The 26,858-nt window shown below is 32.1% G+C and carries 15 protein-coding genes; 2 read left to right on the top strand and 13 right to left on the bottom strand.

The window, feature by feature from the left end:
- Window positions 1-3: 3 nt before the first annotated feature.
- The 8 genes from JOP69_RS02120 to JOP69_RS02085 form a co-directional block, all read right to left on the bottom strand.
- Window positions 4-1,392, bottom strand: a complete 1,389-nt coding sequence (locus JOP69_RS02120; RefSeq protein ID WP_203393086.1) for a glycoside hydrolase family 28 protein — start codon at window positions 1,390-1,392, stop codon at window positions 4-6.
- Between the two features lie 11 nt (window positions 1,393-1,403).
- Window positions 1,404-3,071 (bottom strand): sulfatase-like hydrolase/transferase, encoded by a 1,668-nt coding sequence (locus JOP69_RS02115; protein WP_203393087.1) that lies wholly within the window; start codon window positions 3,069-3,071, stop codon window positions 1,404-1,406.
- A gap of 132 nt (window positions 3,072-3,203) precedes the next feature.
- Window positions 3,204-4,409 carry a Gfo/Idh/MocA family protein gene (locus tag JOP69_RS02110; RefSeq protein WP_203393088.1) on the bottom strand — a complete coding sequence of 402 codons (1,206 nt, stop codon included), beginning with the start codon at window positions 4,407-4,409 and terminating at the stop codon, window positions 3,204-3,206.
- 28 nt (window positions 4,410-4,437) lie between these two features.
- Window positions 4,438-6,900, bottom strand: a complete 2,463-nt coding sequence (galB, locus tag JOP69_RS02105) for a beta-galactosidase GalB (protein ID WP_252191168.1) — start codon at window positions 6,898-6,900, stop codon at window positions 4,438-4,440.
- 151 nt (window positions 6,901-7,051) lie between these two features.
- Window positions 7,052-8,584, bottom strand: coding sequence for an arylsulfatase (locus JOP69_RS02100; RefSeq protein WP_203393089.1), 1,533 nt, complete (start codon window positions 8,582-8,584; stop codon window positions 7,052-7,054).
- A gap of 155 nt (window positions 8,585-8,739) precedes the next feature.
- The gene (locus tag JOP69_RS02095; protein ID WP_203393090.1) at window positions 8,740-11,157 is read right to left on the bottom strand and encodes a glycoside hydrolase family 88 protein; all 2,418 of its coding nucleotides are present in this window, start codon (window positions 11,155-11,157) and stop codon (window positions 8,740-8,742) included.
- Between the two features lie 90 nt (window positions 11,158-11,247).
- Window positions 11,248-12,576 (bottom strand): Gfo/Idh/MocA family protein, encoded by a 1,329-nt coding sequence (locus tag JOP69_RS02090; protein ID WP_203393091.1) that lies wholly within the window; start codon window positions 12,574-12,576, stop codon window positions 11,248-11,250.
- Window positions 12,577-12,596: 20 nt separating this feature from the next.
- Window positions 12,597-13,964 (bottom strand): DUF1080 domain-containing protein, encoded by a 1,368-nt coding sequence (locus tag JOP69_RS02085; protein ID WP_203393092.1) that lies wholly within the window; start codon window positions 13,962-13,964, stop codon window positions 12,597-12,599.
- A gap of 224 nt (window positions 13,965-14,188) precedes the next feature.
- Here JOP69_RS02085 and JOP69_RS02080 point away from each other — a divergent pair, with 224 nt between their 5' ends.
- Window positions 14,189-15,406, top strand: coding sequence for a hypothetical protein (locus JOP69_RS02080; protein ID WP_203393093.1), 1,218 nt, complete (start codon window positions 14,189-14,191; stop codon window positions 15,404-15,406).
- Between the two features lie 69 nt (window positions 15,407-15,475).
- Here the strand turns inward: JOP69_RS02080 and JOP69_RS02075 are convergent, their stop codons facing one another.
- The 5 genes from JOP69_RS02075 to JOP69_RS02055 all read right to left on the bottom strand — a co-directional run bounded on the left by JOP69_RS02075 (window position 15,476) and on the right by JOP69_RS02055 (window position 25,082).
- On the bottom strand, window positions 15,476-18,784 hold the full coding sequence (locus JOP69_RS02075) for a T9SS type A sorting domain-containing protein (protein ID WP_203393094.1): 3,309 nt from the start codon (window positions 18,782-18,784) through the stop codon (window positions 15,476-15,478).
- Between the two features lie 245 nt (window positions 18,785-19,029).
- Window positions 19,030-20,403 (bottom strand): sulfatase, encoded by a 1,374-nt coding sequence (locus JOP69_RS02070; RefSeq protein ID WP_252191167.1) that lies wholly within the window; start codon window positions 20,401-20,403, stop codon window positions 19,030-19,032.
- A gap of 96 nt (window positions 20,404-20,499) precedes the next feature.
- Window positions 20,500-22,017, bottom strand: a complete 1,518-nt coding sequence (locus JOP69_RS02065; RefSeq protein ID WP_203393096.1) for an arylsulfatase — start codon at window positions 22,015-22,017, stop codon at window positions 20,500-20,502.
- 19 nt (window positions 22,018-22,036) lie between these two features.
- The gene (locus tag JOP69_RS02060; protein ID WP_252191166.1) at window positions 22,037-23,491 is read right to left on the bottom strand and encodes a sulfatase-like hydrolase/transferase; all 1,455 of its coding nucleotides are present in this window, start codon (window positions 23,489-23,491) and stop codon (window positions 22,037-22,039) included.
- Complete coding sequence (locus tag JOP69_RS02055; protein ID WP_203393097.1) at window positions 23,472-25,082, bottom strand: sulfatase-like hydrolase/transferase; 1,611 nt, start codon at window positions 25,080-25,082, stop codon at window positions 23,472-23,474. The genes JOP69_RS02060 and JOP69_RS02055 overlap by 20 nt, the downstream gene beginning before the upstream one ends.
- 190 nt (window positions 25,083-25,272) lie before the next feature.
- Between JOP69_RS02055 and JOP69_RS02050 the strand changes: the two genes are divergently transcribed.
- On the top strand, window positions 25,273-26,856 hold the full coding sequence (locus tag JOP69_RS02050) for a hypothetical protein (RefSeq protein WP_203393098.1): 1,584 nt from the start codon (window positions 25,273-25,275) through the stop codon (window positions 26,854-26,856).
- The last annotated feature ends 2 nt before the right edge of the window (window positions 26,857-26,858 follow it).

Below are 26,858 nucleotides of genomic sequence, written 5' to 3'. Positions count from 1 at the left end.
GAGTTATTTTTTTACAAATTGATTTTTAGATAGTTTTTTTCTGTTTGAATATGCGTTTATAAAATCTCCATTTTTTACATCATCAAAAACAATAGTTGGTCTTTCGTCTTTCGAAATTGTATTGACATGAAAATTATTTACTGTGAGTCCATCTATATGTCTAGCATAAATACCACTCGCAGGTAAAGTACCAACTTTACTAAATTCTGGCCACCAATTGCCCAATGTTTCTAAAGTATATTCTTTAATTGTCTTTTTTGAATCTTCTTTGGTTCCACCTCCAGAAACGGTCATCTGTATATTATTAAGCTGAATATCTTGAATATCATGATTAGGCATACCTGTTAAAAAGAACGCAGAGTTTTTATCCAATTCGCTATTATCAACAATAATATCACTAAAAATAAAACCATGCATTGCTTTCATAGGAAACATTTCTTCTGGCATATCAACTCCGGCTCTTTGTTGGCAAAAGGTCATAAAAACAGGTCTTGGCACATTTTTCATGACCAAATTAGAGAAGGTCATATTTTTCATTTCTCCACCTTCATTCATCTGAATTTTTAAGCCCGAATCTAGAATATCAAAAAAAGTACAATTAGAAACTGTAACCGACTCAAAATCTCCTCTAGAAGCCAATCCTATTCTCATTCCACCCCATTTTGTGGTAAAAACACAATTTGTAACGGTTATATTTTTACAAGGATAAGCTGCGTTTGAAGCCTGTAAACAAATAGAATCATCACTATTATCAAAAGAAGAATTACTAACTCTTACGTTTGTACATCCATCAAAATCTAATCCGTCTCCATTTCTATTTACTGTACTAATAATTTTAATACCATCAACAACAATTTCATTACAATATAACCAGGCCGAAGTCCAAGCCGCAGGATCTTTTAATGTAATATTGTTAACTCGGATATCATTACACTTGTAAAAACGTAATAACATGGGTCTACCTCCACTTTTTTTAGTAAATATTTTTGGAGAACCATTTCCATCGATTGTACCATAACCTTCAATAGCAAATGATTTTGCATTGCGAGCAAAAATCATACATCTATTCATATGAGGTTCATTTTTGTAGGTATTATAATGTGTATCGGTTGTATAGTCTGCATAATCTGGACTCCCCAATAAAGTTGCGCCATTTTCTATATGCAACGTCACAAAATCTTTTAAATAAATAGTTCCTACTAACACCGTTTTACCAGCAGGAATAATTACTTTTCCTCCTCCGTTTTTTGTACAAGCATCAATGGCAGCTTGCACCGCTTTTGTGTCTTTAGTGATACCATCTGCTTTTGCTCCAAATTTTATAACATTAAAATCTGTAGCAAAAACAGCGGTTTGAATACTTAACAATACTAATAAAAAGATATTTTTCATTATAATTCTAATTAATGACCACCTGTTGGATCGCTATCATTAGTATATCTATACACTTTTGGTTTTCCTGTACCACGAGCATTTAAAATTTCTTTCTTCCAAACTTTTCTCAAGGCATCTAACTTAGCATTGTACTCTCCATTCTTTACTAAATTGTGTAACTCTGCAGGATCCTTTTTTAAATTGTATAATTCTTCATAAACAGGTTTTTCACCTTGCCAAGAAGCATCAGATAAATCTCTATAAAAAGCAATATCAGGATCATGAACTGCATACAACATTTTGTTTACCGGTATCCCTAATTCCTTTGCTACTTTTATTTTTTTAGTGGCAGAAAAATTTTTATTTCTATAATAACGAATGTATTTCCACTCTTTATCTTGTACGGCTTCACATACAGGGTTTCCAAATTGTGTAGACCATAAGTTTTCTGTATACACATAGTCTCTAACCTCCTTAGCTGATTTATCTACTAATAAATTTGAAATATCTTTTCCTTGCATTTCCGACGGAATTGCTATACTTCCCATAGTAAGCATTGTTGGTGCTAGATCAATAGATTGCACTAGAGCATCACTTTTTCTACCTCTATTTTTTCTTTTGAAAGAAGGATCCATAATAATCATTGGCACATGCGTAGTTTTTTCATAACACAATGCTTTTCCTCCTAAACCTTGTTCTCCCATAAACAAACCATGATCTGAGGTAAAAATTATGATGGTATTCTTATCTAAGTTTAGTACTTTTAACTTGGCACGTAAATTACCTACCAACCTATCAATACCAGTCATTGCTTGTAATTGTCTGGTATATCTCTCTCTAAAATCTTTTGGATTATCAGAATAATTGTATCCCTCTTGGCGGTCTTCTGCTCTTAATAAATCTGCAGGAAGTTTTGGGGTTTTAATGTCTTTTTTAGCGATGTAATTGTCTGGTAAAGGAAGTTTAATATCACGATATAAAGATTTGTAAATCTCATCATCATCTTTCTTTAATTTCATAGTTTTGGTACTTGCACTATGTGGTAAATTAAAGTTTATAGACAATAAAAAAGGCTTGTCTTTTGGTCTTGTTTCTAAAAATTTTATAGCTCCCTTTAATTTTCTTGCATTTGGGTCTAAAAAATCATCTACACCTTCATTTATAATTTCCGGTTGTGTAAAGGCAATAGCATCATTAAATATTTTATGACGATCCTTTGGATAAAAACCTAAGTGTCCGTGAGCCGCATACCAGTAATCAAAACTTTTTTCCATTACGCCACTTTCATAACCACCTTTACCAACTGGAGCATGGTTTTTACCAACCCAACCGGTATAATAACCTGCTTTACGCATTACCATTGGATACGATTTTTCCCAAGCCTCGTCAGAAACAGATGTTCCTGAATTAAAGTTTACACCATGTTTTCTTTCATACTGACCTAATAAAATACAAATTCTACTAGGTGTACAAATTGCACTTGTAATGTGTGCATTTGTAAACATAACGCCTTCATCGGCTAGTTTATCTATGTTTGGTGTTTGTACAAATTCATTTCCTGTACACCCCATTAAACCATAAGATTGATCATCCGTTAAAACAAAAACAATGTTTGGTTTTTGTTGTGCAAAAATACTCGTTGCAATATTTGCAAAGAAAACGAGTATAAACACTTTCTTTAAAAATAATTTATTCATGATATTTATTTGTTTTTAATAAATTTTAATTTAAACTCTCTATGCTTTTTCCTTTTCTTTCATAAACTTCTTGGATATATATCTACCCAACCTAGTGCAATATTTATTGAACCAATTCTAAATATTTTTTTTTCAAGAAAAAGTATTTTTATTATCCCAATTAACAATTTTGTTATCATACATAGCATCTAAAGCCATTTGTACACAAACAGCTGTTTTTGCACCTGTATATAAATCTGATTTTGGTTGTGTATTATTTAAAATACTATCTCTAAAATCTAGTAAAGCTTGTTTACTTGGGTTTTTATGACCTACTTCTATAGGTTCCCCTTTATAAGAATAACCTGCTTGTGGTGTAGCTCCAGAAACCCCATCTACATCTTCTTTTTCTACTTTCTTTGTTTTTTTATCTGATAAGAGCCAAGCTTTATCTGTACCAATTACAATGCTTCCTTTATCTCCTAAAACTTTAATTTGATAACCACCAGAATTTGTATTAGGTGTTGTTATTGAAGAAAATTTAGCTTTTGCACCATTAGCATAATTAAACATTAAATGCACATTATCAAAGGTTTCTCTACCATCTTTCCAATAATCTATTCCACCAAACCCCATAACTTGTTTTGGTTGACTATCTAAAACCCAATTTACAAAATCAATTTGATGAGAACATAATTCTGCGACTAAACCTCCAGAATATTCACGATACATTCTCCAATTAATTGCCTTTTCTAAACTTGGTTTTGGCACTGTTCTTCTCCAATCTCCTTTTCGATACCACTGACAATCAAAAGAATTGATTTTACCAATCTTACCTTCTTGTATCAACTTTACTATATGAGTATATAATCTTGAGCTATGATATTGATGACCCGTCTGAAATATGGTTTTAGATTTTTTAACTTTGCCAACTAAGTCATAAATTCCTTGATAGCTTTTAGCCAAAGTTTTTTCACAATACACATGCTTCTTAGCATCTACAGCATCCATTGCTATTTGCGAATGTGTACTAAAAGGTGTTGAAATAATTACGGCATCAACCGCGGTGTCATTTAGTAAATCTTTATAATCAGTAAAACCTTTTGCTTTGCCTTCTGTTCTTGCAATTCCTTTTTTTAAATGTGATGGTAATACATCACAACAAGCGTAAACATTTACCCCTTCTATTTCATTTAAAAAAGGAATTAAACCAGAACCACGAGAACCAGTACCAATAACACCAATGTTTATTTTTCTGTCTTTTATCAATGTACAACCTACATTTGCTAACATTGATGTTCCCGTTACTAAAGCGGCTGAAGCTGCAGTCCCTTTAATTAAAAAATTTCTTCTATTCATTTTTTATGAATTAAAAATCTACTTTAATTTATTTTGTATTTACAGTAATTTCATTCGACTTTAAATGTCTAGATTTTGCAGTTAACGTTATTTTTCCAGACTTTTTAGATGATTTTAAAATAGCCAAACACATACCACTAAATGCTTTTCTTTGTGGCGCTTGAAAAGATTCTAAACTAATCTGATTTCCATTGTCTACCGCTAATAATCCTCCTTCTCCTTTTGTAGAAAAAGTAACTAAATTATCAGCATCAGGACATAAGTTTCCGTTTTTATCTTCTATTCTAACAGTTACATACGCTAAATCAGAACCATCTGCTTGTATTTCTCTTCTGTCTACAGATAATTTAACTTGGTAAGGTTTACCAGCAGTATTAATTTGCTCTTCTAAAACTTGTTTTCCGTCTTTATAACCTACTACTCTAATATTACCTGCTTCATAAGGAACATCCCAAGATAAACGGTATTTAGATTTAAAAGAGTCCCCTTCAAATCTAGAAAACTTAACAATAATTTCTGTTAAATCTTTTCCTTTTACTTTTTTACCCATAGATTTCCCGTTCACAAAAAGTTCTGCGGCATCTAGGTTTGTATAGCAATAAACAGGAATATTCTTTCCTTCCATTCCTTTCCAATTCCAATGAGGTAATAAATGAATCATTGGTTTTGTAGTCCAATGACTTTGATATAAAAAGAATCTATCTTTTGGAAAACCAGCTAAATCTACCGCTCCAAAATAAGAAGAATGAGAAGGCCAATGTCCGTTCCAATACCCATTTGTAGAGTTGTCTTTTCCACCGTAAGGTGTTGGTTCTCCTAAATAATCAAAACCTGTCCACATAAACTCTCCCATAATATTAGGGTTTTGTTCTTGATAATGAAACTCAATATCTGGTGGATATGCCCATGGTGGGCCAATAATATCGTAACTAGTTACATGTAAAGACTCATGAGTTTCATATTTCTCCATAGGTAAATGGTACACACCTCTACTACTTGTAATACTAGATGTTTCTGAACCATACAAAGGTAATTGTGGGTATGTTTTATGAAGATACTCATATTTTGTAGGCTTGTAATTAACACCTGCAATATCCGATTGTGCAGCAAAATTCATTTTATAAGGCGCTTCAAAATTGTTCATCCCTAAAGTTGTAGGACGTGTAGGATCTATTGCTTTACAATATTCATGAAGCATTTTTGCTATTTTCCAACCGTTCTTTTTATCGTGTTGCTCAAGGATTTCGTTTCCTGTACTCCACATCATTATAGATGGATGATTACGATCTCTTTTTACCATGTCTTTAATATCACGTTCTGCCCATTCTTCAAAGAAAACATTGTACCCATTTTCTACTTTTGCTTCTTTCCAAACATCAAAAGCTTCGTCTAAAACTAGCAAACCTAATTCGTCACATAACTCTAAAAACTCTCTTGAAGGAGGATTATGACTCGTACGGATAGCATTTACTCCCATCTCTTTCATAATTTGTAACTTTCTTTCATCTGCTCTTCTATACACTGCAGAACCTAAAGCTCCATTATCATGATGTAAACAAACACCATTAAATCTTACTTTTTTTCCGTTTAAAAAGAAACCTTCTGTGGTAAATGAAATAGATCTAAATCCGAAAGTTGAATTATACGTATCTATCACTTTTCCGTTTTGAGAAACCGTAGTAACCGCTTTGTATAAATGTGGATTTTCAGTATCCCATATTTTAGGATTATTCACATTTACCCAAGTTCCAGAAACTTCTTTAGAATTTGCTTTTACCACAATTTCATCATCAATTGAAGCCGCTAATTTACCGTCTGCCGAAAAATATTCTTGTTTAACTTGAACTTTTGCATCTGTATTACTATTATTTTCAATAGTAGTTTCATTTTGTACAACACCTAATTTCTCAGAAACTGTTGGTGTTGTAATATAAGCTCCCCATTGTTCTACATGAACTTGATTGTCTATCTTTAACCACACAGAACGGTAAATTCCGGCACCAGGATACCATCTAGAAGATAAATCTTGAGGTTCTAATCTTACAGAAATTACATTTTCTGAACCATCATATTTTAATGCATCACTAATATCAAATTCAAAACCAATATAACCGTAAGGACGATTTCCTACAAATTTTCCATTTACCCAAACGTGAGCATCATACATAGCCCCTTCAAAATCTATTCTTACCTTTTTACCTTTGGCATCTTTTGGCATTACAAAGTGCTTACGGTACCAACCTGTTCCATGAAAAGGTAATCCTCCAGAACGTGCATTGTATTTTTTATCAAAAGGACCTTCAATTGCCCAATCATGAGGCAAATCTAATTTTCTCCAATCAGCATCCTTAAAACCTGGCTTTTCTGCTCCTTCTGCAACATCGTTGTAAAAGAGCCAAGAATCATTAAAGTTTAAATCTTGCGCATTTATTTTTTGAACCGAAAGTAGCATCAAAAACATACCTGCAACTATTGTAAATTTATTTTTCATTTTATATTAATATTGGTTAAATATTTCGAGTACAAGTAACAAAAAAAGAACATCCTATTATATTTCATATGTGCCAATACATATAACAGATGTTCTTTTGTGAAGTATAATATTTAGCTAAGTGTTTGTTTATTAAAAGAAACAGTAAAGTTTAATGTAATCCGGTTATAATTTTACTATCTCTAGTTTGGTTATAACTCTTAAATAATTTCTGAATTTTCTTTTGATATTTTTTATGATTGATAAAATTAAAACGTTCATCTTCTGTTTCATTAGTATTCAAATCAAACAAAGCAATTGGTGTTCTTTTAGCATTGGTTTTATCCTTTTTATCAATTTGAATAATTAGCTTCCAACCATCTTCTATAATGATAACTTCTTTACCCGTTCCACCTTGAATCATAATGTGATTACGTTGGTGTATTTTCTCTTTATTTTGAAGAATTGGTAATAAATTGTAAGAATCTAACGCTTCCGTATTTGCCATTTTGTAATTACCCGCAGCAGCAATGGTTGCTAAAATATCGGACCCTAAAAGAGGAATTTCAGAAACTTGATTTGCCTTGATTTTATTAGGCCAAACTGCTATAAACGGAACTCTATGCCCTCCTTCATAAGGATCACTTTTTGCTCCTCTGTAAATATCACTTGGTTCATGTCTTGCATTCCAAGTTTCTCCATCTACATGTAAACCACCATTATCCGAAGTAAAAATAATTAATGTATTATCATAAACACCTTGTTTTTTTAACGCAGCAACCATCATACCTATTTGCACGTCTAATTCCTTAATCATGTCTATGTGTTTAGAAGGTGTTGTACCTGCAATTTTAACACCATTTAACTCTGCCGCGGCCATATGTGGTGTATGTACTGCTTGCGAGCAATAATACATGAAAAATGGTTTTTCTTTTTTCGCATTATCAGTAATATATTTTACCGCTTTATTCGCTAAAATTGGTCCTATTTTACTTGGCAACCAATTAGAATCTCCTAAACCTACTTTTTTATCTAATACAGTTCCTATAGATTTCATATAAACAGAATCTATCAATGCTATTTTTGAATTCTTTTTTAACGGTAACCACACATCATTTTCGTAGATTGAATAAGGTTCATTCTGAATTCCTGAAGGCAACGTTACACTGTAATCGAATCCATTTTGATTTGGGCCAAAATCTTTAATTTTTCTGATATCAACATTTAAACTCAGTTTATTTCTTGTCATTTGAAAAACCTTATTAGGATCACTTTTTGATGCAAAATCGGTTCCTAAATGCCATTTACCGAAAAAAGCAGTTTTATAATTTGCTTTTTGCATAACACGCCCCAAAGTTAATTGCTCTTTAGAAATTGAAGACTTGGCATAACCAGACCAAACACCCCAAGGATTTGGACTTCTATAATTGTTATTACCGGTCATTATAGAATACCTAGAAGTTGCACACAAGGCAGCAGGTGCATGTGCTTGGGTAAAATACATTCCTTCACTTGCCAAAGTATCAATATTAGGCGTTTCTAAAACTATTTTCCCTTTATGTAATTTTCTGAAATGAGAAATATCTCCAACACCAACATCGTCTGCTAAGACAACAATAATATTTGGTTTTTTGGTGATTTGTGCTTCTGATGAAAATGCTACCCCCATTAAAATAGCACTAAATACAACTAATTTAAACTTCATTTTATCTACTTTTTATTAATAAAGTAAAACTAAATATTCGTTCTTATTCTTAATGATGCTGTTCTTATAAATACCATAACAAATGGTCTAAAACAACTAAGTATTTAGACCATTTGTACCTTTTCTTCAGAATTTATTTACTTTATGCCAGAAGCTTAATTATCTGATAATATAATTCCTTTTACATCTGGTTTGTAATTCACAAAAGATTTCCAAGGACCAGATAACCAAATTAGCACCTTTTTGCCTTCGTTAGAAACCACCATAGGTCTGATATTTCTATATTCAGAATTTGCAGTAATTGCTTCCCATTTTATGGTTGATATATCATCATTAACATCAATTTTTGCTGTATAAATTTCATGAATATTATTGATATATTCTCCAGTTGATGGATTTACATCCGTAGAAATATAAACTCTTGTAGGATCTTCTGGATCAAAAGCCATTAAACCTGTATAACTACTTTCCATTGTGTACAAACATTTACCTGCATACGCTATTTCTTTATCAATCCATTTTGTACCGTTCCATAATGCAATTCTAAATCGATGATCTTCATTATTCAAATACAAGGTATATCCTATATGAGGATTATTATTAGCATCTTTTCCCATAGCACAAGTCCACGCACTATTTGGCACACTTTCAAACCCTTTCGGTTTTACTTTAGTTTCACTACCTACATATATTTTTTCTGCTTCTGGTGTTCTTAATGGCTCTTCGTTGGCTACTTTTATTTTTGTACCATCTACATTGTAAAAAGTTCCGTCTCTAAACTCTGCATAATACAAACTATTACCATACGCTCTTGGATGCCCATCTGTAAATGAAATTCCAACGGTATTTTTATCTTTTTGAATGTAACGCGCATAAGGTCTTTGTCTTCCTGCAACATCATCCGCTATAAAATGCGTTCTATTCCCCCACGTTTTCCCTTGATCTTTAGAAGTGATATAACTAGGGTTAAATGATGGTCCATCTCTAAAGAAATTATACAAGGTTTTCTCATTTTCTAGATAATGCAAATTCATATATGTAACGCCACCTCTACCTTCATACTCATGTGTAAATGTTTGTTTTTCTCCCCATTCTAAATAATTTTCTGGTGATGAAATACTGTAATAATGTTTATTTTCGCTGGCATGTTTTGCCCAAACTGACAAAATACTTCCATCTGGTCTTGCATAAAAAGCAGGAGTATCATGATCATCAACCTGAAAATTCTTGTCTAAAACAATGGTTCCTTTATCTTCTTTTTTATCTAAATCATACACACTTACTTTTACATCTCCACTTTGGCCACTAACACTACCAATCACTAATTTGCCGTTATTGATAATCGCTCGTGGATCTTGATACCAGCACCAACCACCATCTTTCATAAAAGTGATTGTTTTTTCTTCGGATGCTATTTTAGGTGTTTTATCTTCAATGTTTTTCGCATATTTATACACCTCTGCTCCTGCAGCTAAAAAGGCCCCAACACCATAAACTTCTGTATACTCTTTAAAACTATTTCCTGGAGCAGCTCCAATTGGTTGAATATAACCTACCAAACCATCATCTGTTACACATTCTGTTAAAGCTTCCCAACCTTTTAGCATGATTGGCGTGTATTCTTCAGCATTTAAATAGCCATTGTTAATTCCCCAAGCTAAACCGAAAACAAAAAATGCAGAACCGCTAATTTCTTTTACGGGATACGCTTTTTCACCACCTAACAAACCAGAAGACCAAGTTCCATCTTTTCTTTGTGTCTTTTTTAATGTTTGTGCCATTTGTTGAAAAATATCCACATAAAATTGTTTTCCTTCCCAGTTTTCAGGAAAATCTGGAATCATAATAGACAAGCCACCAAATACCCAACCATTTCCTCTAGACCAAAATAATTTCTCTCCATTTTTCTCTTTTTTAGCAATAAAGCTTTTATCCCTAAAAAATAACTGCTGCTCTTTGTCCCATAACGCATCATAGGTTTTATGGTATTGTTGGTCCATAAACTCTAAATACTTATAATCTCCGGTAGCTTCTGTCATTTTTGTCCAAACGGGTGGTGCCATAAACAAGGCATCACTCCAATGCCAATGAAAATCATCTCTTTTATCACTTAATAAAATAGCATCCAACTGTTTTTTCATGGGCTTAAAGATTTTCCCATACCCAAACAACTCCCCCATGTTCAAATAGTTCTGTCCAACAGCATGATCATCAGCATGAAACATTCTTTTATAAAGTTTCCAATTATTTTTTACACCAATATTGTATAACCATTTTGAATATTTTGGATCACCAGTAATTTCAGACCATTCAAACATACCGGCATATAAAGCAGCACATGTCCAATCTAAATCGTGATGCTTTTCTCTATTATGCCATTTTTTTCTTTCTTTTTCAACAGGAAGCGCTCGGTACTTTCCCATATCTTCAAACGTAGCAATTTGCCAATCTGCCACTTTTTTTGAAATAGCTTTCACTTCTTTACTCGAAGGTGTATTTGTTTCACTTTCACAACTCATTATCCCTAATACAAGAAGAAAAGTGGCTACAGTATACATTATTTTGAATTTCATAATTTCTAGAATTTAGTTTTACCAATACTATTCTTTACTAAAAATGGCTTAACCCTAAAGTTAAGCCATTTTACTTTTTATTATTATCAACTATAATTTAGGTTCCCAACCTTTTTCATAGTCTCTTTTCCACATCTTTTTCGCTTTTTTATTTCCTTTCACCCTTCCTGTCATAGGATCCACATTTAAACTTTCTCCTAACGCTTGGGCAATATTCCCTAAATGACATAATTGAGTAGAAATGGCACCATCTGCAATAGGAGCATTTAATTTTTCTCCTTTGATAATTCCATTAGCAAAATTCTTCATATGATTTACAGTTAAACCATCAAACCCTCTTGTATCTGAAGTATCGTTAGAAGTACCCAAACTGTTTTCTCTTAATGTTTTGATTTTCTTACCACTTAAATCGTACAATTCATATTTGCTACGATCTAAAATTATAGAACCTTCTGTTCCAAAAATCGTTGCACTTCTTCCTCCAGAAGGTTTTAAGGCATTACAGCTTCTACCATCCCAAGTAATCATTTTACCACCTTCAAATTCAAAACTTGCCATTTGTGTATCATAATACTCCCAATCATCACCTTTATAATGCAATCTTCCACCTGCAGAAACAACTCTATTCGGATAATCTACTCCTAAAGCCCATCTACAAATATCTATTTCATGAGTTCCATTATTATGAATTTCTCCTGTTCCCCATGCTTTAAACCAATGCCAGTTATAAGGATGAACATTATCTCTATATGCCTCTCTTGGTGCTGGTCCTTGCCATAAATCCCAATCTAAGAAAGAAGGAACAGCTATTTCTTTACCTACACCAATTGATTTACGTGCATTTCTATAATTTGCTTTTCCTGCATAAGCATTACCTATTAAACCATTTTTAATATCTTCCATTGCCAATGCTGAAGTTACAGAAGAGCGCTGCTGATTCCCCATTTGACAAACTTTATTGTATTTTTTTTGTGCAGCAATCAATAACTCATTTTCATGTGGATTATGGCTACAAGGTTTTTCTACATACACGTGTTTACCTGCTTGCATTGCCATAATTGCCATTGGTGCGTGCCAATGTTCTGGCGTTGCAATTGCTACAGCATCAATCTCTTTATTCTCTAATAAAACTCTAAAATCGGACTCTTTAAGAGGCGTATTACCATTCGTTTTTGTTACGTATCCTTGAAACTTATCTAACCTTGTTTTATCTACATCACAGATATGCGTTACTTTACTATTACCACTTTGTCCAATTGCTTTTGCTAAACTATGAGCTCTACCACCACAACCTAAAATTGCAATGTTAACGCTATCATTAGCACCCAATATATTTCCATACATTTTGGCACTACTTAATAAAGTAATACCTGCAACTCCCATTGCCGTATTTTTTATAAAATTTCTACGTGTTGACATTTTAAATATTTTTTTTGAAATTAATTTAGTTCTTTAATTTTGATGTTCTTGTAATGAACTTGATCACCATGATCTTGCAAAAGAATAAGGCCTTCTTTAGCTTCACCAAAATTTGGCCAATCCTTATATTTACTATATGCTACTAGTGCTTTCCACATTTGTGTATTTCTATTGTATTCAACTACTTTACAACCATTTAAAAAATGTTGTACTAAACCATCTTTCACAACAATACGTGCTCTGTTCCAACTACCTCCATTTACATATTTTTTGGTATACAAAGACGGAATATACTCTTGTGCATTCGCTGTTATTAGATCATATAAAGAACCTATAGTTCTGTTACCATTTGTTCCTTTTTTTGCATCAGGATGTTTTTTATCATCCAAAATCTGAAACTCACAACCTATTGCAGAACCTTTTCCTTTATTTAAATTGGTATCTACAAAATACTTAATTCCACTATTTGCTCCAGGCGTATATTCAAAATCTAATTCTAAAATAAAATTCTTATAAGGCTTGGTTGTAACAATATCTCCTCCGTTTTCAGACTCTGCACCTCCAGAAGCTTTTACAGACAAAATACCGTCTTTAATTCCCCAACCTTTTGCAGGAAACTTATCTTGTTTAGCTCCTCGCCATCCTTTGGTTGTTTTACCATCCCAAAGTAGTTTCCAATCGTTAGCTTTTTCTTCTTTAGTAAGATCATTTTTCAAATAACTAGCTAATGGTGCTGTAGTTTTAAATTTATAATTGTCAGAAATTTCAGTTATTTTAATATTCTTCCATCTCGTTTTCTTGCCTATTTTATTTCCTCCAGCAGCATGAACTTGTAATGCTACAAATCCTTTTTCAACATTCTCTTCGATTAAATTGGCAATATTTACACCATTTACCCAAGTAGCAATTCTATGACCGCTTGCAATAACCTTTACCGTATTCCAACCTTTTACATCCCACGCAGTTTTAACTTCTGGATTATATTCTGTAGTATATCTCCAACCATTTCTACTTTGGTCAAAAATACCTCCACTCCATCCTCTAGGAGAAGTTTCCGCTTCTACCTGTAAGCCATAAACTGAGTTATTTCCTTTAGAAGGATCAAAATGACTTCTTATTTGTACACCTCCATTTAAGGTTGCATCAATTTTAATATCATATTCCAAAATAAAATTGGTGTACTCTTTTTCTGTGGACAAATAAGTACTTGGAGATCCTTTTGTTGATGTTCCAACAATGGCATTATCTTCAACTTCATACTTCGCAAACCCATTTAAAGCTTTCCAGCCGTTTAGGTTTTTACCATTAAATAAATCTATTGTTTTTTGTGCATTTACAGTTAGTGTAAGTGCAGAAAACACTAATAAGCTTAAAATACTTTTTTTCATTATTCGTTTATCTTTATTTTAATTATTTATAATTTAACTTAGACAAGTAAGCCTTTTCTTTTGTTTACAAAGCGTTACCTTACCTCTCAAATATAGAAAAACAAAAACCATTTTTATAGTTTTAACCTCTTTTAATGGTTGTTTTAATGGTTAAAACAACTTCTAATAAAGCATATTTGTTATTGTTTATCTTTTTAACTACTTTACAACTCTAATAATTAGAAATGATTTCAACAGAAGAAAAACTTCAGGTATTAAAAACATTATTAAATAGTAAGGCATTTTCAAAATCGACTACAAGTAATATTCTACTGAAGTATCTAATAGAGTCTTCCATTGAAAAAAAAGACTTAAATGCCACTGACATTGGCTTCGAACTTTTTGGCTCAAAATACGTACCTGAAAAAAGTGAGGCTACTGTACGAGTGAACGTATATCATTTACGAAGTAAACTTAAAAAGTATTTTAGTGAAGATGGTATAAATGATCCGATTTCCATTAAAATTAAAACTGGACAATATGGCGTTTCTTTTTATAGAAAGGAAAAACCGAAACCTAAATATTCAATTAAACAAAAAGCACTCGTTGCTATAACATCTTTTACATTATTAATTATTGGAAGTTATTTTTTTATCAAATTAAGCTATAAAGATCCCGTTTGGAACGACTTTTTTAAAAACGATAAAGAAACTACACTCTATTTGTATGATATTTTTGGCTATTACGGCCCAACTCTATTTAATAAAATGGGATGGCACAGAGATTATGAAATAAACACGCCCGAAGATTTTTATAACGAAGTAGAAAAGCATCCAGATTTAATGAAAAATTATTCTCCAGGACGTAATATTTATGTGAATTTTTTAAGCGCTTTATCTGTAAATGATTTGTCTAAACATTTTTTTAAATATAAAAAGGAGTTTAATATTCATAAATTCCACGATCTATCTCTATTACAACTAAAGGAACAAAACTCTATATATCTAGGCCCACTGAGAGGAGACAATGCTTTTGTAGATTTTTTGAATTTAAAATCGAAACACATAAAAATGGTAAAACTAAAACCTAGTGGTACTTCTAAAAATATTGAAAATTTTGATGGACAAAATACATCTTACAATGAAGATAGAAGTATTGAATATAAAGATATTGAAAAAGGAATTGATACTATTATAACATTGCAATCTAATGGAAGTAGGTACGAACATGTTTTAGTTGCTAAACTAAAAGGAGACAACAATACTACTAACTTATTTTTCTTCTCAAATCATGGTTTTGGAGGAACTGCTGCCATTGACTTTTTCACAAACACTAATTCTATTACAAACTTTAACAACAAATATTTAAAGAATAATGATGAATTTATTGTACTTTTTCATGTTAATGGAAAAGAACGTACAAGCATGAGCATAAAACAAGTTTTATTTGATAACAATAAATAAAACTTGAATTGCATTTGCTTTTTGGATTATATTAATTATCAAATAAATACTGATTATAATTTTAATCCTTTATCTTTTAATTATTTTTCCAGATTTCATTTTAGAACCATCTTCAGTATTACGTATCACATAGATGTACATGCCTTTTGCTAAATGAGAGATATTAAATTCGGTTTTATTTTTAAAAGTCTGTATTAATCTACCATTCATTGAATAAATTAAAAGAGTATTTTCACCTTCAATTCCGTTTATAAATAATTCATCAGAAACAGGATTTGGATACACTTTTATCTTCTCTTTCCTATTAATTTTACCTAAACTTAAAGTATTCGGATTAGAATCGATTGCTCTATACCAACCACTTCCTCGTGTGGATGCATAGTAATAGCCTACTTTCGTATAATTAATGGCAATATCATTTATTCTATCGGCTTGTCCGTTTCCAATATTTATTTTCACCCAAGTATCTCCACCATCTTTAGATAAAAAAGTACCTGAATTTTTATATCCTACTTTTGAATTTGGTAAAGTTGATAATAAAATAGTTTTTGAATCGTACTTTGCAACTTCTACACGATTTGTCCAAGGATAATCGAACTTTTTAGTCCAAGTTTGCATGTTATCATCACTTACCCATAATCCACCAACATCAGAATTTTCATTCTTAAAACCAGCAGTTATATAAGCCTTACCATCTACATCAAAATGAATATCATTAATACCAGAACTACCAGAAATGGCATTTGTAGAGGCTACTTTTGCCCAATTCAACCCTTTGTCAATCGACTTATACAAACCTCCGCCATTATCAATTACTGCAGCATACAAAATAGAAGAATTAGTAGGATCCATCTTTAACCTCGCAACATCTAAAGAACTTGGTAATCCATTATTTACTTGACTCCAAGTAGCTCCTCCGTCTGTAGATTTATGCACTCCCCAAGCAGTAACACTATCTCCAACCCATTCTAATTTTAAAGTAGAACGTGGCACACAGAAATACATGTTATTAGGATTGTCTTTGTCTATAATAAAACTTAATTGATGTACAGATTGATCTCCGCCACCTAATTCTGGCCAAGGTGAAGGCACTGGCGTACCAATACTTGCCCATGTTTTACCACTATCGGTAGATTTTATTACTTGTCCCTTTTTTTCCTGCCTAAAAAACGTTGCAAACCAAATGGTTGGATCTGTAGGATGCACCACAAAAGAACTCACAGAATGTTCACCTCCTGTTAAGTCCAAAACCTCTGCTCCTTGCGCTCCTGGTCTAATTGCTTCTCCTTCATCATTGGTAATCCATAAACTATTTTCTCCTGAGGCGCAAAAAACCTTGTCAGGTATAAGCTCTGATTGATAAAACCCATGCCCAGGAACATTGCTATTTCCTGCACCAACCCAACTGTTTGGGCTTGCTGCTGCTTCATCATCAATATCTAACCAAGTTGCTCCTTTATCATAAGAAACCAAACCAATTTTTGCCATTTGAGTGTACAATACCGAACCATCTGAATTAAACTTAATAAAATTACATCCTTTACGATCATAATTATCTCTATTTACCCAGTCGCTTTTATATTTCATGGTAATATTTGTTCCCATTGGATTATTTCTTTCAGAAACCCAATATGCATCATCATTACCGTTATTCCAGTTTTTACCATTTCGTAAGGTTACAAACCAATTTGAACCACCGTTAGTTGTTCGCCAAATTTGCCCTGGTCTAAAATTGTTTTCTGATGCATTAGAATAATTGTTTACCAAATACACATTATTTACATCATTAGGATCTACCGTAACCATGTAAAAACGTGACGTTATATTGGTTGGTAAAACAGGGTAAGCCGTTTTTGCAGCATCTATAGAAGAAAATCCAAAATAGTGGGTAATAGATTGATAATAATCTTTAACAAAATTTGCATCACCAGAAAAAGGATTTAAATCTATTGCTAAATTACCATTCATACTTATCCAAGTTTCTCCTCTATCGGTACTTTTAAAAACACCGCCTTTATCGTTTTCTACCGTATTTCCATTAGCCTTCCACGTAATATTACTTAGGGCAAAAATGGTAATTTGATTGGTAGTTTTATCATGATGTATGTCCATAGAACGAATCATATCATGATCTATTCCGTTAGATTTTAGCACCCAAGTTACACCTCCATCTGTACTTTTATAAAATCCATAATTTGTACCTGCATACACAATGTTAGAGTCTATTGGATCTACCAAAATAGTTTCAAACTCTGCATTTGAATCTATCCCTGAATTAGATAAAGCCCAAGTAACTCCTTTATCTGTAGTTTTCCATAGTTGTCCGTTTGCATTTTCATCTACATGTGTTCCTTTAGGATTTGATAACGGATATAAAGTACGCCCATAATCACGCATTTTTCCTGCTCCTAAAAACCAAACATTATCATCTTTAGGATCTACGGAAACACAAGATAAAAAATTATTTTTGGTTGCATTTGTAGTAATAAGTTGCCATTTTTTTCCTTTATCAGAAGAAATATATAACTCTCCTTTTCTTTTTCCTGTTGAAAATCCAAAATTTTCGTTCTGTCTAGAAAAATCTAATGAAAACATTTCTATAGGCCCTCTTTCACTAGAAGAATATGAACCAGCATCTTCATTCATAATGGTTTCATACGTAAATCCTTTATCCGTTGAACGGTAGGAATTCCCCATATTCGGACTCGTGTAATGTGTATTAGGATCTGTAGGGTGCACATAAAAACAAGTGTTATTCCCACTCATTCCCGGACCAAATTGCGTCCAAGTAATAGATGGATCAGACGGAATATCTTTAGTTTTTATATCTGCGAAGAAACCCGTTTCCGGCACTAATTTTTCAATAGAAAAATCATCAAAATAAAATGATCCAAAATCTCCAGTTGTATTTGGTCTTATAGAAAATAAAACATAGCCTCCAGTATCATCTTTTCCTGCAGTAAATTCTGTAGTATATTTAGTCCAAGTTGTACTATTTAATGTGAAATTGAAATGCTCGAATTTAGTTCCATCGCTTTGAAACACTTTTACATTAGGTTCATTACTAGTACCAATATCAATTGCTTTATAATAAAATGAAATACGATAAGTTTCGCCGTTTTCCCATTCTATATTTTTAGGCGTCCAAAGATTTCCTTTTTGACCAGCAGCCGCAAAATCCATATGAAAACCATTTGCACCTGTACGTTTAGCAGCTGTAGTAATTTCAAAAGCATCCATTCCTGTACCGCTAGTATTTGCAGCCCAATCAGTAGCTAAACTGTTTTCGAAACCACTGTTAAAAATTACTTGTGCTTGCGTAATTTCTAAAAACGAGAAAAAACAAATGAAGATAATAATCCTAAAAAATTGTGTCATTTTACTAATTTATTACCTGCAAAAAAAACATTTTATGCAGCATATTTCTAATTAGTAAAAATAAATTCTAAACATTAGGTATACAATTGAAATTGATATAATAAACACAACATATGGTCTAAATAGCTATTTCTATCAAACTTTGTTTTTCTTTTTCACTTAAACCGAAACCAAGCCTATTTATTAAATCTAAAAAGGAATAAAAACGCTTATCTCATATTTATAAGAATAAATAAGTTAAATAGTTATTTCAGCTTTTCCTTTAATAATAAATTCAGCTTTTGAACAACCTCTGGATTACTTTCTGCAATGTTATTCATTTCTAAAGGATCTTTAAGATGATTGTACAATTCAAAACTCCCTTTTTTGTGCGCTATTAACCTATAGGTATCTGTTCTAAGTGTTTGTGCTTTCCCATTATAGGCAACTGCTAAATGCCCAGATTTTTTATTGTTTTTTAACAATCTTTTTAAGGAAGTTCCTTTTGCAAAAGCAGGAATTTCAACATCCACTAAATCACATAAGGTTGGAAAAATATCTACAGTTTCTACAATAGCATTTGTACTTTTTCCTTTCTTTTTTAAAGTAGGATAAGATATGATTAAAGGCGAATGCAATCCTTGTTCAAATAAATTGTGTTTGCCCCAAATGGCATGTTCTCCTAAATTCCAACCATGATCTCCCCATAAAACGATAACGGTATTTTTATCGGCTCCCGTTTCTTTTAATTTTTGAAGAATTCTGCCAACTTGTTCATCCGCATAACTTACACATGCAGCATAATGTTTTCTAACTTCTAACGCAAATTCTTTATCTTCATTCGGGTTTTTACCCCAACGATTGTATTTCATAAACTCGCCAGATGAATGCCAAGTTGTAATCCCTTTTGGTTTATCTGTATTTTTTAATTCTGGTAATTTTACACCGTCATATAAATCATAATACTTTTTTGGTGCTCCAAATGGTAAGTGGGGTTTAATAATACCTACAGCCAAGAAAAATGGTTTTTTATTTGATGTTAAATCATCTAATTGATTCAACGCTTCGTTGGTAATATGACCATCAGGATATATTGTGTCTGGACCTTCAACAGTTTGAAAAACATCCATATTACCAGATTTAGTTCTAATTTCGCCATTTGCTAAACCATGCATACCTCCTCTAGGATGCTGCCATTCTGCAACTGGCATGAGGTGTTTATCCCAGGCATTTGGCATTTCTATAACATGATCATCATTCCAATCTGCTCCACCTCTACCTCCAGGATGATGAGATACTTTACCAACAGAAACTGTTGTATAACCGTTTTTCTTAAACCATTCTGGCATACTCGGCATTACACTTTTTGGATTATTTTCTAACTTCTTTGCACGTAGAAATAGTGCATTATTCTGCGGTGGACCATAAATACCCGTTAACAAAGTATAACGAGACGGACCACAACTTGGTGCATTTACATAATGATTTTGAAAAGCTCTTCCTTCTTTTGCTAGTTGATCTATATTAGGAGATTTCACATAAGAAGCGCCAAATGAGGCCAATTCCGGACGTAAATCATCAATACAAATTAGTAAAATATTAGGTTTCTTTTTTTGTCCATGGATGGAATAAGTAGACATCACAAAAAATATCCCCAGGGTAAAAATATTGCGCAGACTAATCATACTATAATTTATATTTTAAAATGAAACGAATCTGATAAAATTACAAAAAATTTAATTTAAATATCCTCTACTCAATTCTTTCTTTAATAGTAATTCCATTTCTTTTACAACATCAGGGAATTTTGAATATAAATTATCACGCTGTTCTATATCTTTGTCCAAATCAAACAATAACCCTTTGGTAGTAAAATCTTTATAACCTCTTAATTCTTTATAATAATCCGGCATTTTAGAAACGTCTCCGGTAGTATAATTTATAAACAACCATTTACCTTTTCTTACCGCAAACCTTTTTCTTTGTGTGTTATGTATTGTGGATGTTCTTGTTGATTTCTCTTCTGAATCTCCTAAAATAATAGGCAAAAAACTTTGACTATCCATGGCTGCTTTTTCTGGTATAGTGGTTTTTGTGATATCTAAAATAGTAGACATAATATCTACTTGTGATATTAATTTGTCTGAAACAACTCCAGCTTCCACGTTATTTGGCCACTTAATTATAAACGGAATATGATGTCCGCCTTCCCATAAATCTCTTTTCAAACCTCTAAAATCGCCCATGCTGTAATGATCAAATTTCTTTGCTCTTTCAAAAGCAAATTGTTCTGGACCATTATCTGAACTAAAAATAACGATGGTATTTTCTTCAAACCCCTTGTCTTTTAATGCTTTTAAAACTTGACCAGCAATCCAATCTGTTTGAAACATATAATCACCATAAGCTCCTGCTTCTGATTTTCCATCAAATTCATCATTCGGAATAATTGGTGCGTGTGGAGATGGCAATGCTAAGTATAGAAAAAATGGTTTCTCTTTTTTCTGATTATGAATCCAAGAAACTGTTTTTTTAGTTAACGTTGGTAATACTTGATAAGGATCCCAACCAGCTACTTTGGGTCCTGGTCTAGAATCCCAATCTATTTCTTTTGCTTCTCTTGCAAACAGATTAAACTCAAAAAAATCATTGGGAGCCTCCACAAACTTATCATTTTCTACCCAAGCATAAGGCGGAAAATTAATGGTTCCATCACCAAAATAATAATCAAAACCTCTATCTAAAGGTCCGCCAGTTAATGGTGCTTTCCAATCTATATCTTTAACTAAATACGTTTTATGAGTTTTACCCCAATACGTGCGCTCTCCAGACGGTTCTTTATTGATAAAATTCCAATTCCAACCTAAATGCCACTTCCCTATTGCTGCGGTTTCATATCCTGCTGTTTTTAATAATTGCGGAAGTGTTACATCGCTATCTTTAAACATTGGACCTCCAAAAGAATTGACAATATTATGGGTTCTTCTCCAGTGATATTGCCCCGTTAGCAATGCAAATCTACTTGGAGAACAAATTCCAGAAGAACTATGCGCATCTGTAAATCGCATGCCTTCGGAAGCTAATTTATCTAAATTTGGCGTAGGAATTTTAGAATTCGGATTCTGACAATTTAAATCGCCATACCCCATATCATCAGCATATATAATTACAATATTTGGTTTTGTATTTGTTTGAGCTTTTGTACAACTTGTAAATAACATTGTTAGTACAAAACAGTAAGTTGCTAGTTTCATAAACTTAATAATTAAACTTTTAATAATCATTTCCTTTTTTACTATTATTAACCGATACAAACCAAGCAGCTAATTCTTTTTCCATTTTAGCAGCGAGTTCTGGCATCGATTTAATTAAATTATTTTTTTCTGATCTGTCATTTAACAAATCATACAACTCATAGGTTACACCTAAATCTTCAGAAACCAATTTGTATTGATTCGTAACCCAAGAAATGCGCTTTTTATATGCAAATCCCATTGGTTTTTTACGTTGCTTCTTCGGTTTTTTTATGAAAGGCATAATATCTATACCATCTAAAGGTCTGTTATCTGGATACTCAATATCTAATAGATTAATTATTGTTGGCAAATAATCACTTGTAGAAGCAGGAAAATCAACACGTTTATTCCCTTTTAATTTTCCTTCCCAAACAACAAAAGCAGGTGTGCGTAAACCACCTTCATACAAACTTCTTTTACGCGCTCTAAACTCTCCAGAACTCCCGGGAGTTTCCTCTTCTGGACCATTATCACTACAAAACCAAATCATTGTATTGTCTGTAATTCCTAATTTTTCTAATTCGCTCCACAAGGCTCCTACCTGATCATCTAAAGCAGTGATACAACCATAATAAAGCTTTTCTTTATTTGTAAAACCAGCATATTTAGCTTTATAATAATCACTTGTAACCACGGGTAAATGTGGTGTATGTGTCCAAACTGTTGTGAAAAAAGGTTTCTTATTGGCAACTGATTTATGAATAAACGGAATTACCTTATCAACAATAAGTTTGGTGTCATCTCCCGATAAATTTTGTTTTGTTTTCTGCTCATCACCAACCCAGTATGAAGTTTTATAACTTTCTGACTTCTCTCCTTTTTTAACGGCAGACCAACCATAAATTAATGATTCTCCTTCTTTAAATTCAGTTGGTTTTATCAATGGATCATACGTTGGTACTTTTGACTCTGTACTAAAAAATTCATCATAACCATGCATTGTAGGAATGCTAAAATGTTTAAAATGCTTCGCTTTCCCACCACGATTTGCATCTAATTCATTTTTTGTTAAAGTTCCTAAATGCCATTTACCAAAATGCCCTGTAGCATATCCTTCTTTTTTTACTAATTCTGCAATCGTTATTTCTTCTTTTTTTAAATGTCCAGAATTAGCAACCGGAATTTCAATTCTTAGTGCATTTCTACCTGTCATAACACTTGCTCTTGTTGGAGAACATACTGCGGATGCTGAATAAAAACGATCAAAAATGACTCCTTTTGAAGCTAAATTATCCAAATTTGGAGTTTTAATAGTCTTATTCCCATTAAAACCGGCATCAAACCAACCTTGATCATCCGTCATAATCATAATAATATTCGGTCGTTCTTGTGCTTTTAAGGTATGCATAGAAACTACCACAAACAGCAATAATAGTACCTGTTTTGTTAAATTTTGAATAGTATTCATCATCTTATTTTTTATTTTTTTCAACTTTCTTCTTTTTGTTTTTCTTTCTTAAAGCAATACTGTGGGTTTCCTTATAATTTACACGTGTACTATTCATCTCATTGGCATAGTTTCCTGTTTTACCTCTTAGTTCTGCTAATAACTCACTCCCTTCAAACTTCTTAATTAAATTATTCATCTCTTTAGGATCATCCTTTAAATTAAATAATTGTTCATAACCCGGTTTTTTATTTTTAAAGTCTAAATCGGTTTCTTTATATCCCCAAAAACCTCCTCGATACATGCGTATGTATTTCCAATCTCCTTTTCTAATTCCCTCACAAAATGGATTGTCTCTTCCTGTAAAAAAACTTTCTAAAAATAATTCTTGTCGCCAATCTTTATCTGTACCGCTTATCAATGGCGTTAAACTAGTTCCTTGCATAACATCAGGAGATTTAATACCCGCATAATCTAAAATTGTTGAAGTAATGTCTAAACTAGAAACCAATTCCTTAATATCTTGCCCTCTTTTATTTTCTGGCAAACGAGGATCATAAATAAAACAAGGGATTTTAGAAGCTAAATCATACAACAACGCTTTTCCTCCCATTCCGTATTCTCCCATTAACAAACCATGATCGCTTGCAAAAATGATCACTGTATTTTTATCCAATCCTTTTTCCTTCAAAGATTTTACCATATCTCCAATTACTTTATCCATTCCAGAAATTTGTTGGTAATAACGGATGTAATGCTCATTGCAAGAAACAGTATTGTAATCGTAAATATAAGTTTGAGTAGCACGCCCTTTTTGCTGATCTAGCATAAATTCTGGTATAAATTGATACGGATCTTTTGCAGTCTCTTCTGGAATTTTCACAACGTTATCTCTATACAAAGTGTCATAAAATTCTGTTCCTTTTAACTTTTCGTACTTATTTGCAGGTTCTAAACAGATTTCTGCCAACTCACTTTCTGGATGCATAGACATAATTTGACTTCCGTGAGGCACCGAAAAACTAACAGACAAACAAAACGGTTTATCATCTGGTGTTTTCTGTAAAAAGTCTTCAATGCTTTCTCCCATAATAGAAGTAATTATATCTTCTTTCGAATCAGCATAAATAGCACAGTTTTCTAAACCTTTTGGCCAGAATTTAGACCAACCATCGTGTGCTTTCCAATAATCAAATTTTTCTGAAGCTTTGCCTTTAAACGTATAATACTCAACTCCAAATTTCCCAATAAAACCAGTATAATATCCGTTTTTACGCAATAATTCTGGATAACTTTCTTCCCATTGATTTTCAGTTAAAGAATATACTGATGTAAATCCAATACCATTTACACGTTCATAAGTTCCTGTAAATAATGATGCTCTACTAGATGCACAAATGGGCTCTGCAACATACGTATTAGAAAAACGGATTCCATTGTTAATCAGCTTATCTACATTGGGTGATTTTACAATTGGATGCCCCATTGCTCCAAAGGTATTATCTCGTTGATCATCCGATAACAAAAAAATGATATTTGGCTTTGAAGGTTTCTCTTGTTTTTTTTCTACGGTAGCACAAGCCATAATTAAAAATAAAATCCCAAAAGCAAGTACATGATTCATTTTATAATTCATAGTTACATGATTTAAATACTAACATAAAGTAGTACACAAATATTCAACTATTTCACTTAAAAAACCAATATTATAACATAGCTTAAACATAGCAATATCTATTTTAATTCCATTTTACGCTTAGCATTCTTAAATATTTAGTACTTTTAAAATCAGATTATCAGTATTTTACAGATTAAATAGTATTTTAATGACTAACAGACACTTAAAAATAATCTTACATTTTGCAATTTTACTAATTACGTTTATTACCTATTCTAATCAACGTTTAGATAATGGTTTTGACGAAGTCAAACTTTTAAATTCACTTTCAACTTTTGAAGAAAAAAAGGACACGCTTCAATTGATAGAGACACGTTTTAAATTAATCCAATTTTATTCTAAAAAAGGGAACTATAGTAAAAGTTACGATGAAATATGGAAGTTATTTCCCTTAGTGGAATCGCCTAAATATCTATCTCAAAAAATTGGAACACTCAGTAAATTAATATCACTTTACATGGTTTTTGAGCAACATAAAAAAGCCAAAGAAAGTTATTTACAAGCCGTTGAAATTATAGAAAACAAAAACGTAAATGAAGATGATAAAGAGCTCTTATTAGGAAGAATATACAACCTTGGTGCTTGGATTGAAATAAAAGCTACCTTCGATTTTGAAAAAGCAGAACAATTGGCTTTAAAAAGTATTGAAAATTTTAAAAAAAGTGGCATTAATGAGGCCGCTTTTCATTATTCTGAAATTCAATTAGCGCATATATACATAAAAAAGAACGAACCAAAGAAAGCTAAAAATATCTTATTTAAATTAAAGAACTTCTACCCTCTTCCTTTAAAAAAACAGCACACACTTTTATTCCAACGGTTAGGACAATATTATGAACTTGAAAAAGATAAAGATTCTGCTATTTATTTTTATAATAAAAGTTTATCTGCTATAGATAAATTTGAAAACCAACCGGATAAAAAACTACAAATATTAAATAGGCTTTCAGAAAATTACGAACTTATAGGTAATGATAAAATCGCTTATAAATACTTGTTGCAGGCATCTAAATTGAATGATCAGTTATTTAGCAGTAACAAATCTCAAAACAAAGAATTGTTTGAAATCAAAAACAAATATGAACTTCAACTTACAAAAAACAACGAGCTTTTAAAAACTCAACAAATTAAATTACTACAAGGAGAAAAAGAGTTTTGGAGATTAAAATTATTATCAATAATTATTGTTTTAAGTAGTTTATTTGGAATTGGATTCTTTTATTTCAAGCGAAAAAATAAACTAAAACTATTGAATCAACGTATTGTTAATGAAAAGCAACAACTTGAAATTCAAAAACAAGAAGAAATATTAGGGCTAAAAAATAAAGAGCTATTGTCTTCTGCAATGCAATTATTAGAACGAGACACTTTACAAGAAGACATAAAAAAACAATTGAACCGATTAAATGTAAAAGGTGATAATATTAAAATTATTAAGGATGTTAAAAACTCACTGAACATAAGTACCAAAGGAAAATGGAAAGAGTTTCAATCTCATTTTACAAAAATTAATGATAGCTTTTACTCATCATTAAAAGCGAATTACCCTCTTTTAACGCCTACAGATTTAAAAATGTGTGCTTTTATTAAACTAGGTTTTTCAAGTAAGGAAATGGCCCAGATAATGGGTATTAGCGTTGAAGGCATAAATACTTCTCGCAGTAGATTACGCAAAAAAATGGACCTTCCTAGAATAACGGTATTGTCTGAGTTTTTACAAGGTTATTCTTAGTG

Source organism: Polaribacter sp. Q13 (genome assembly GCF_016858305.2).
GTDB lineage: Bacteria > Bacteroidota > Bacteroidia > Flavobacteriales > Flavobacteriaceae > Polaribacter.
The sequence above is the reverse complement of the archived record's forward strand: the minus strand, read 5'-3'. Positions and strand labels throughout refer to the sequence as shown.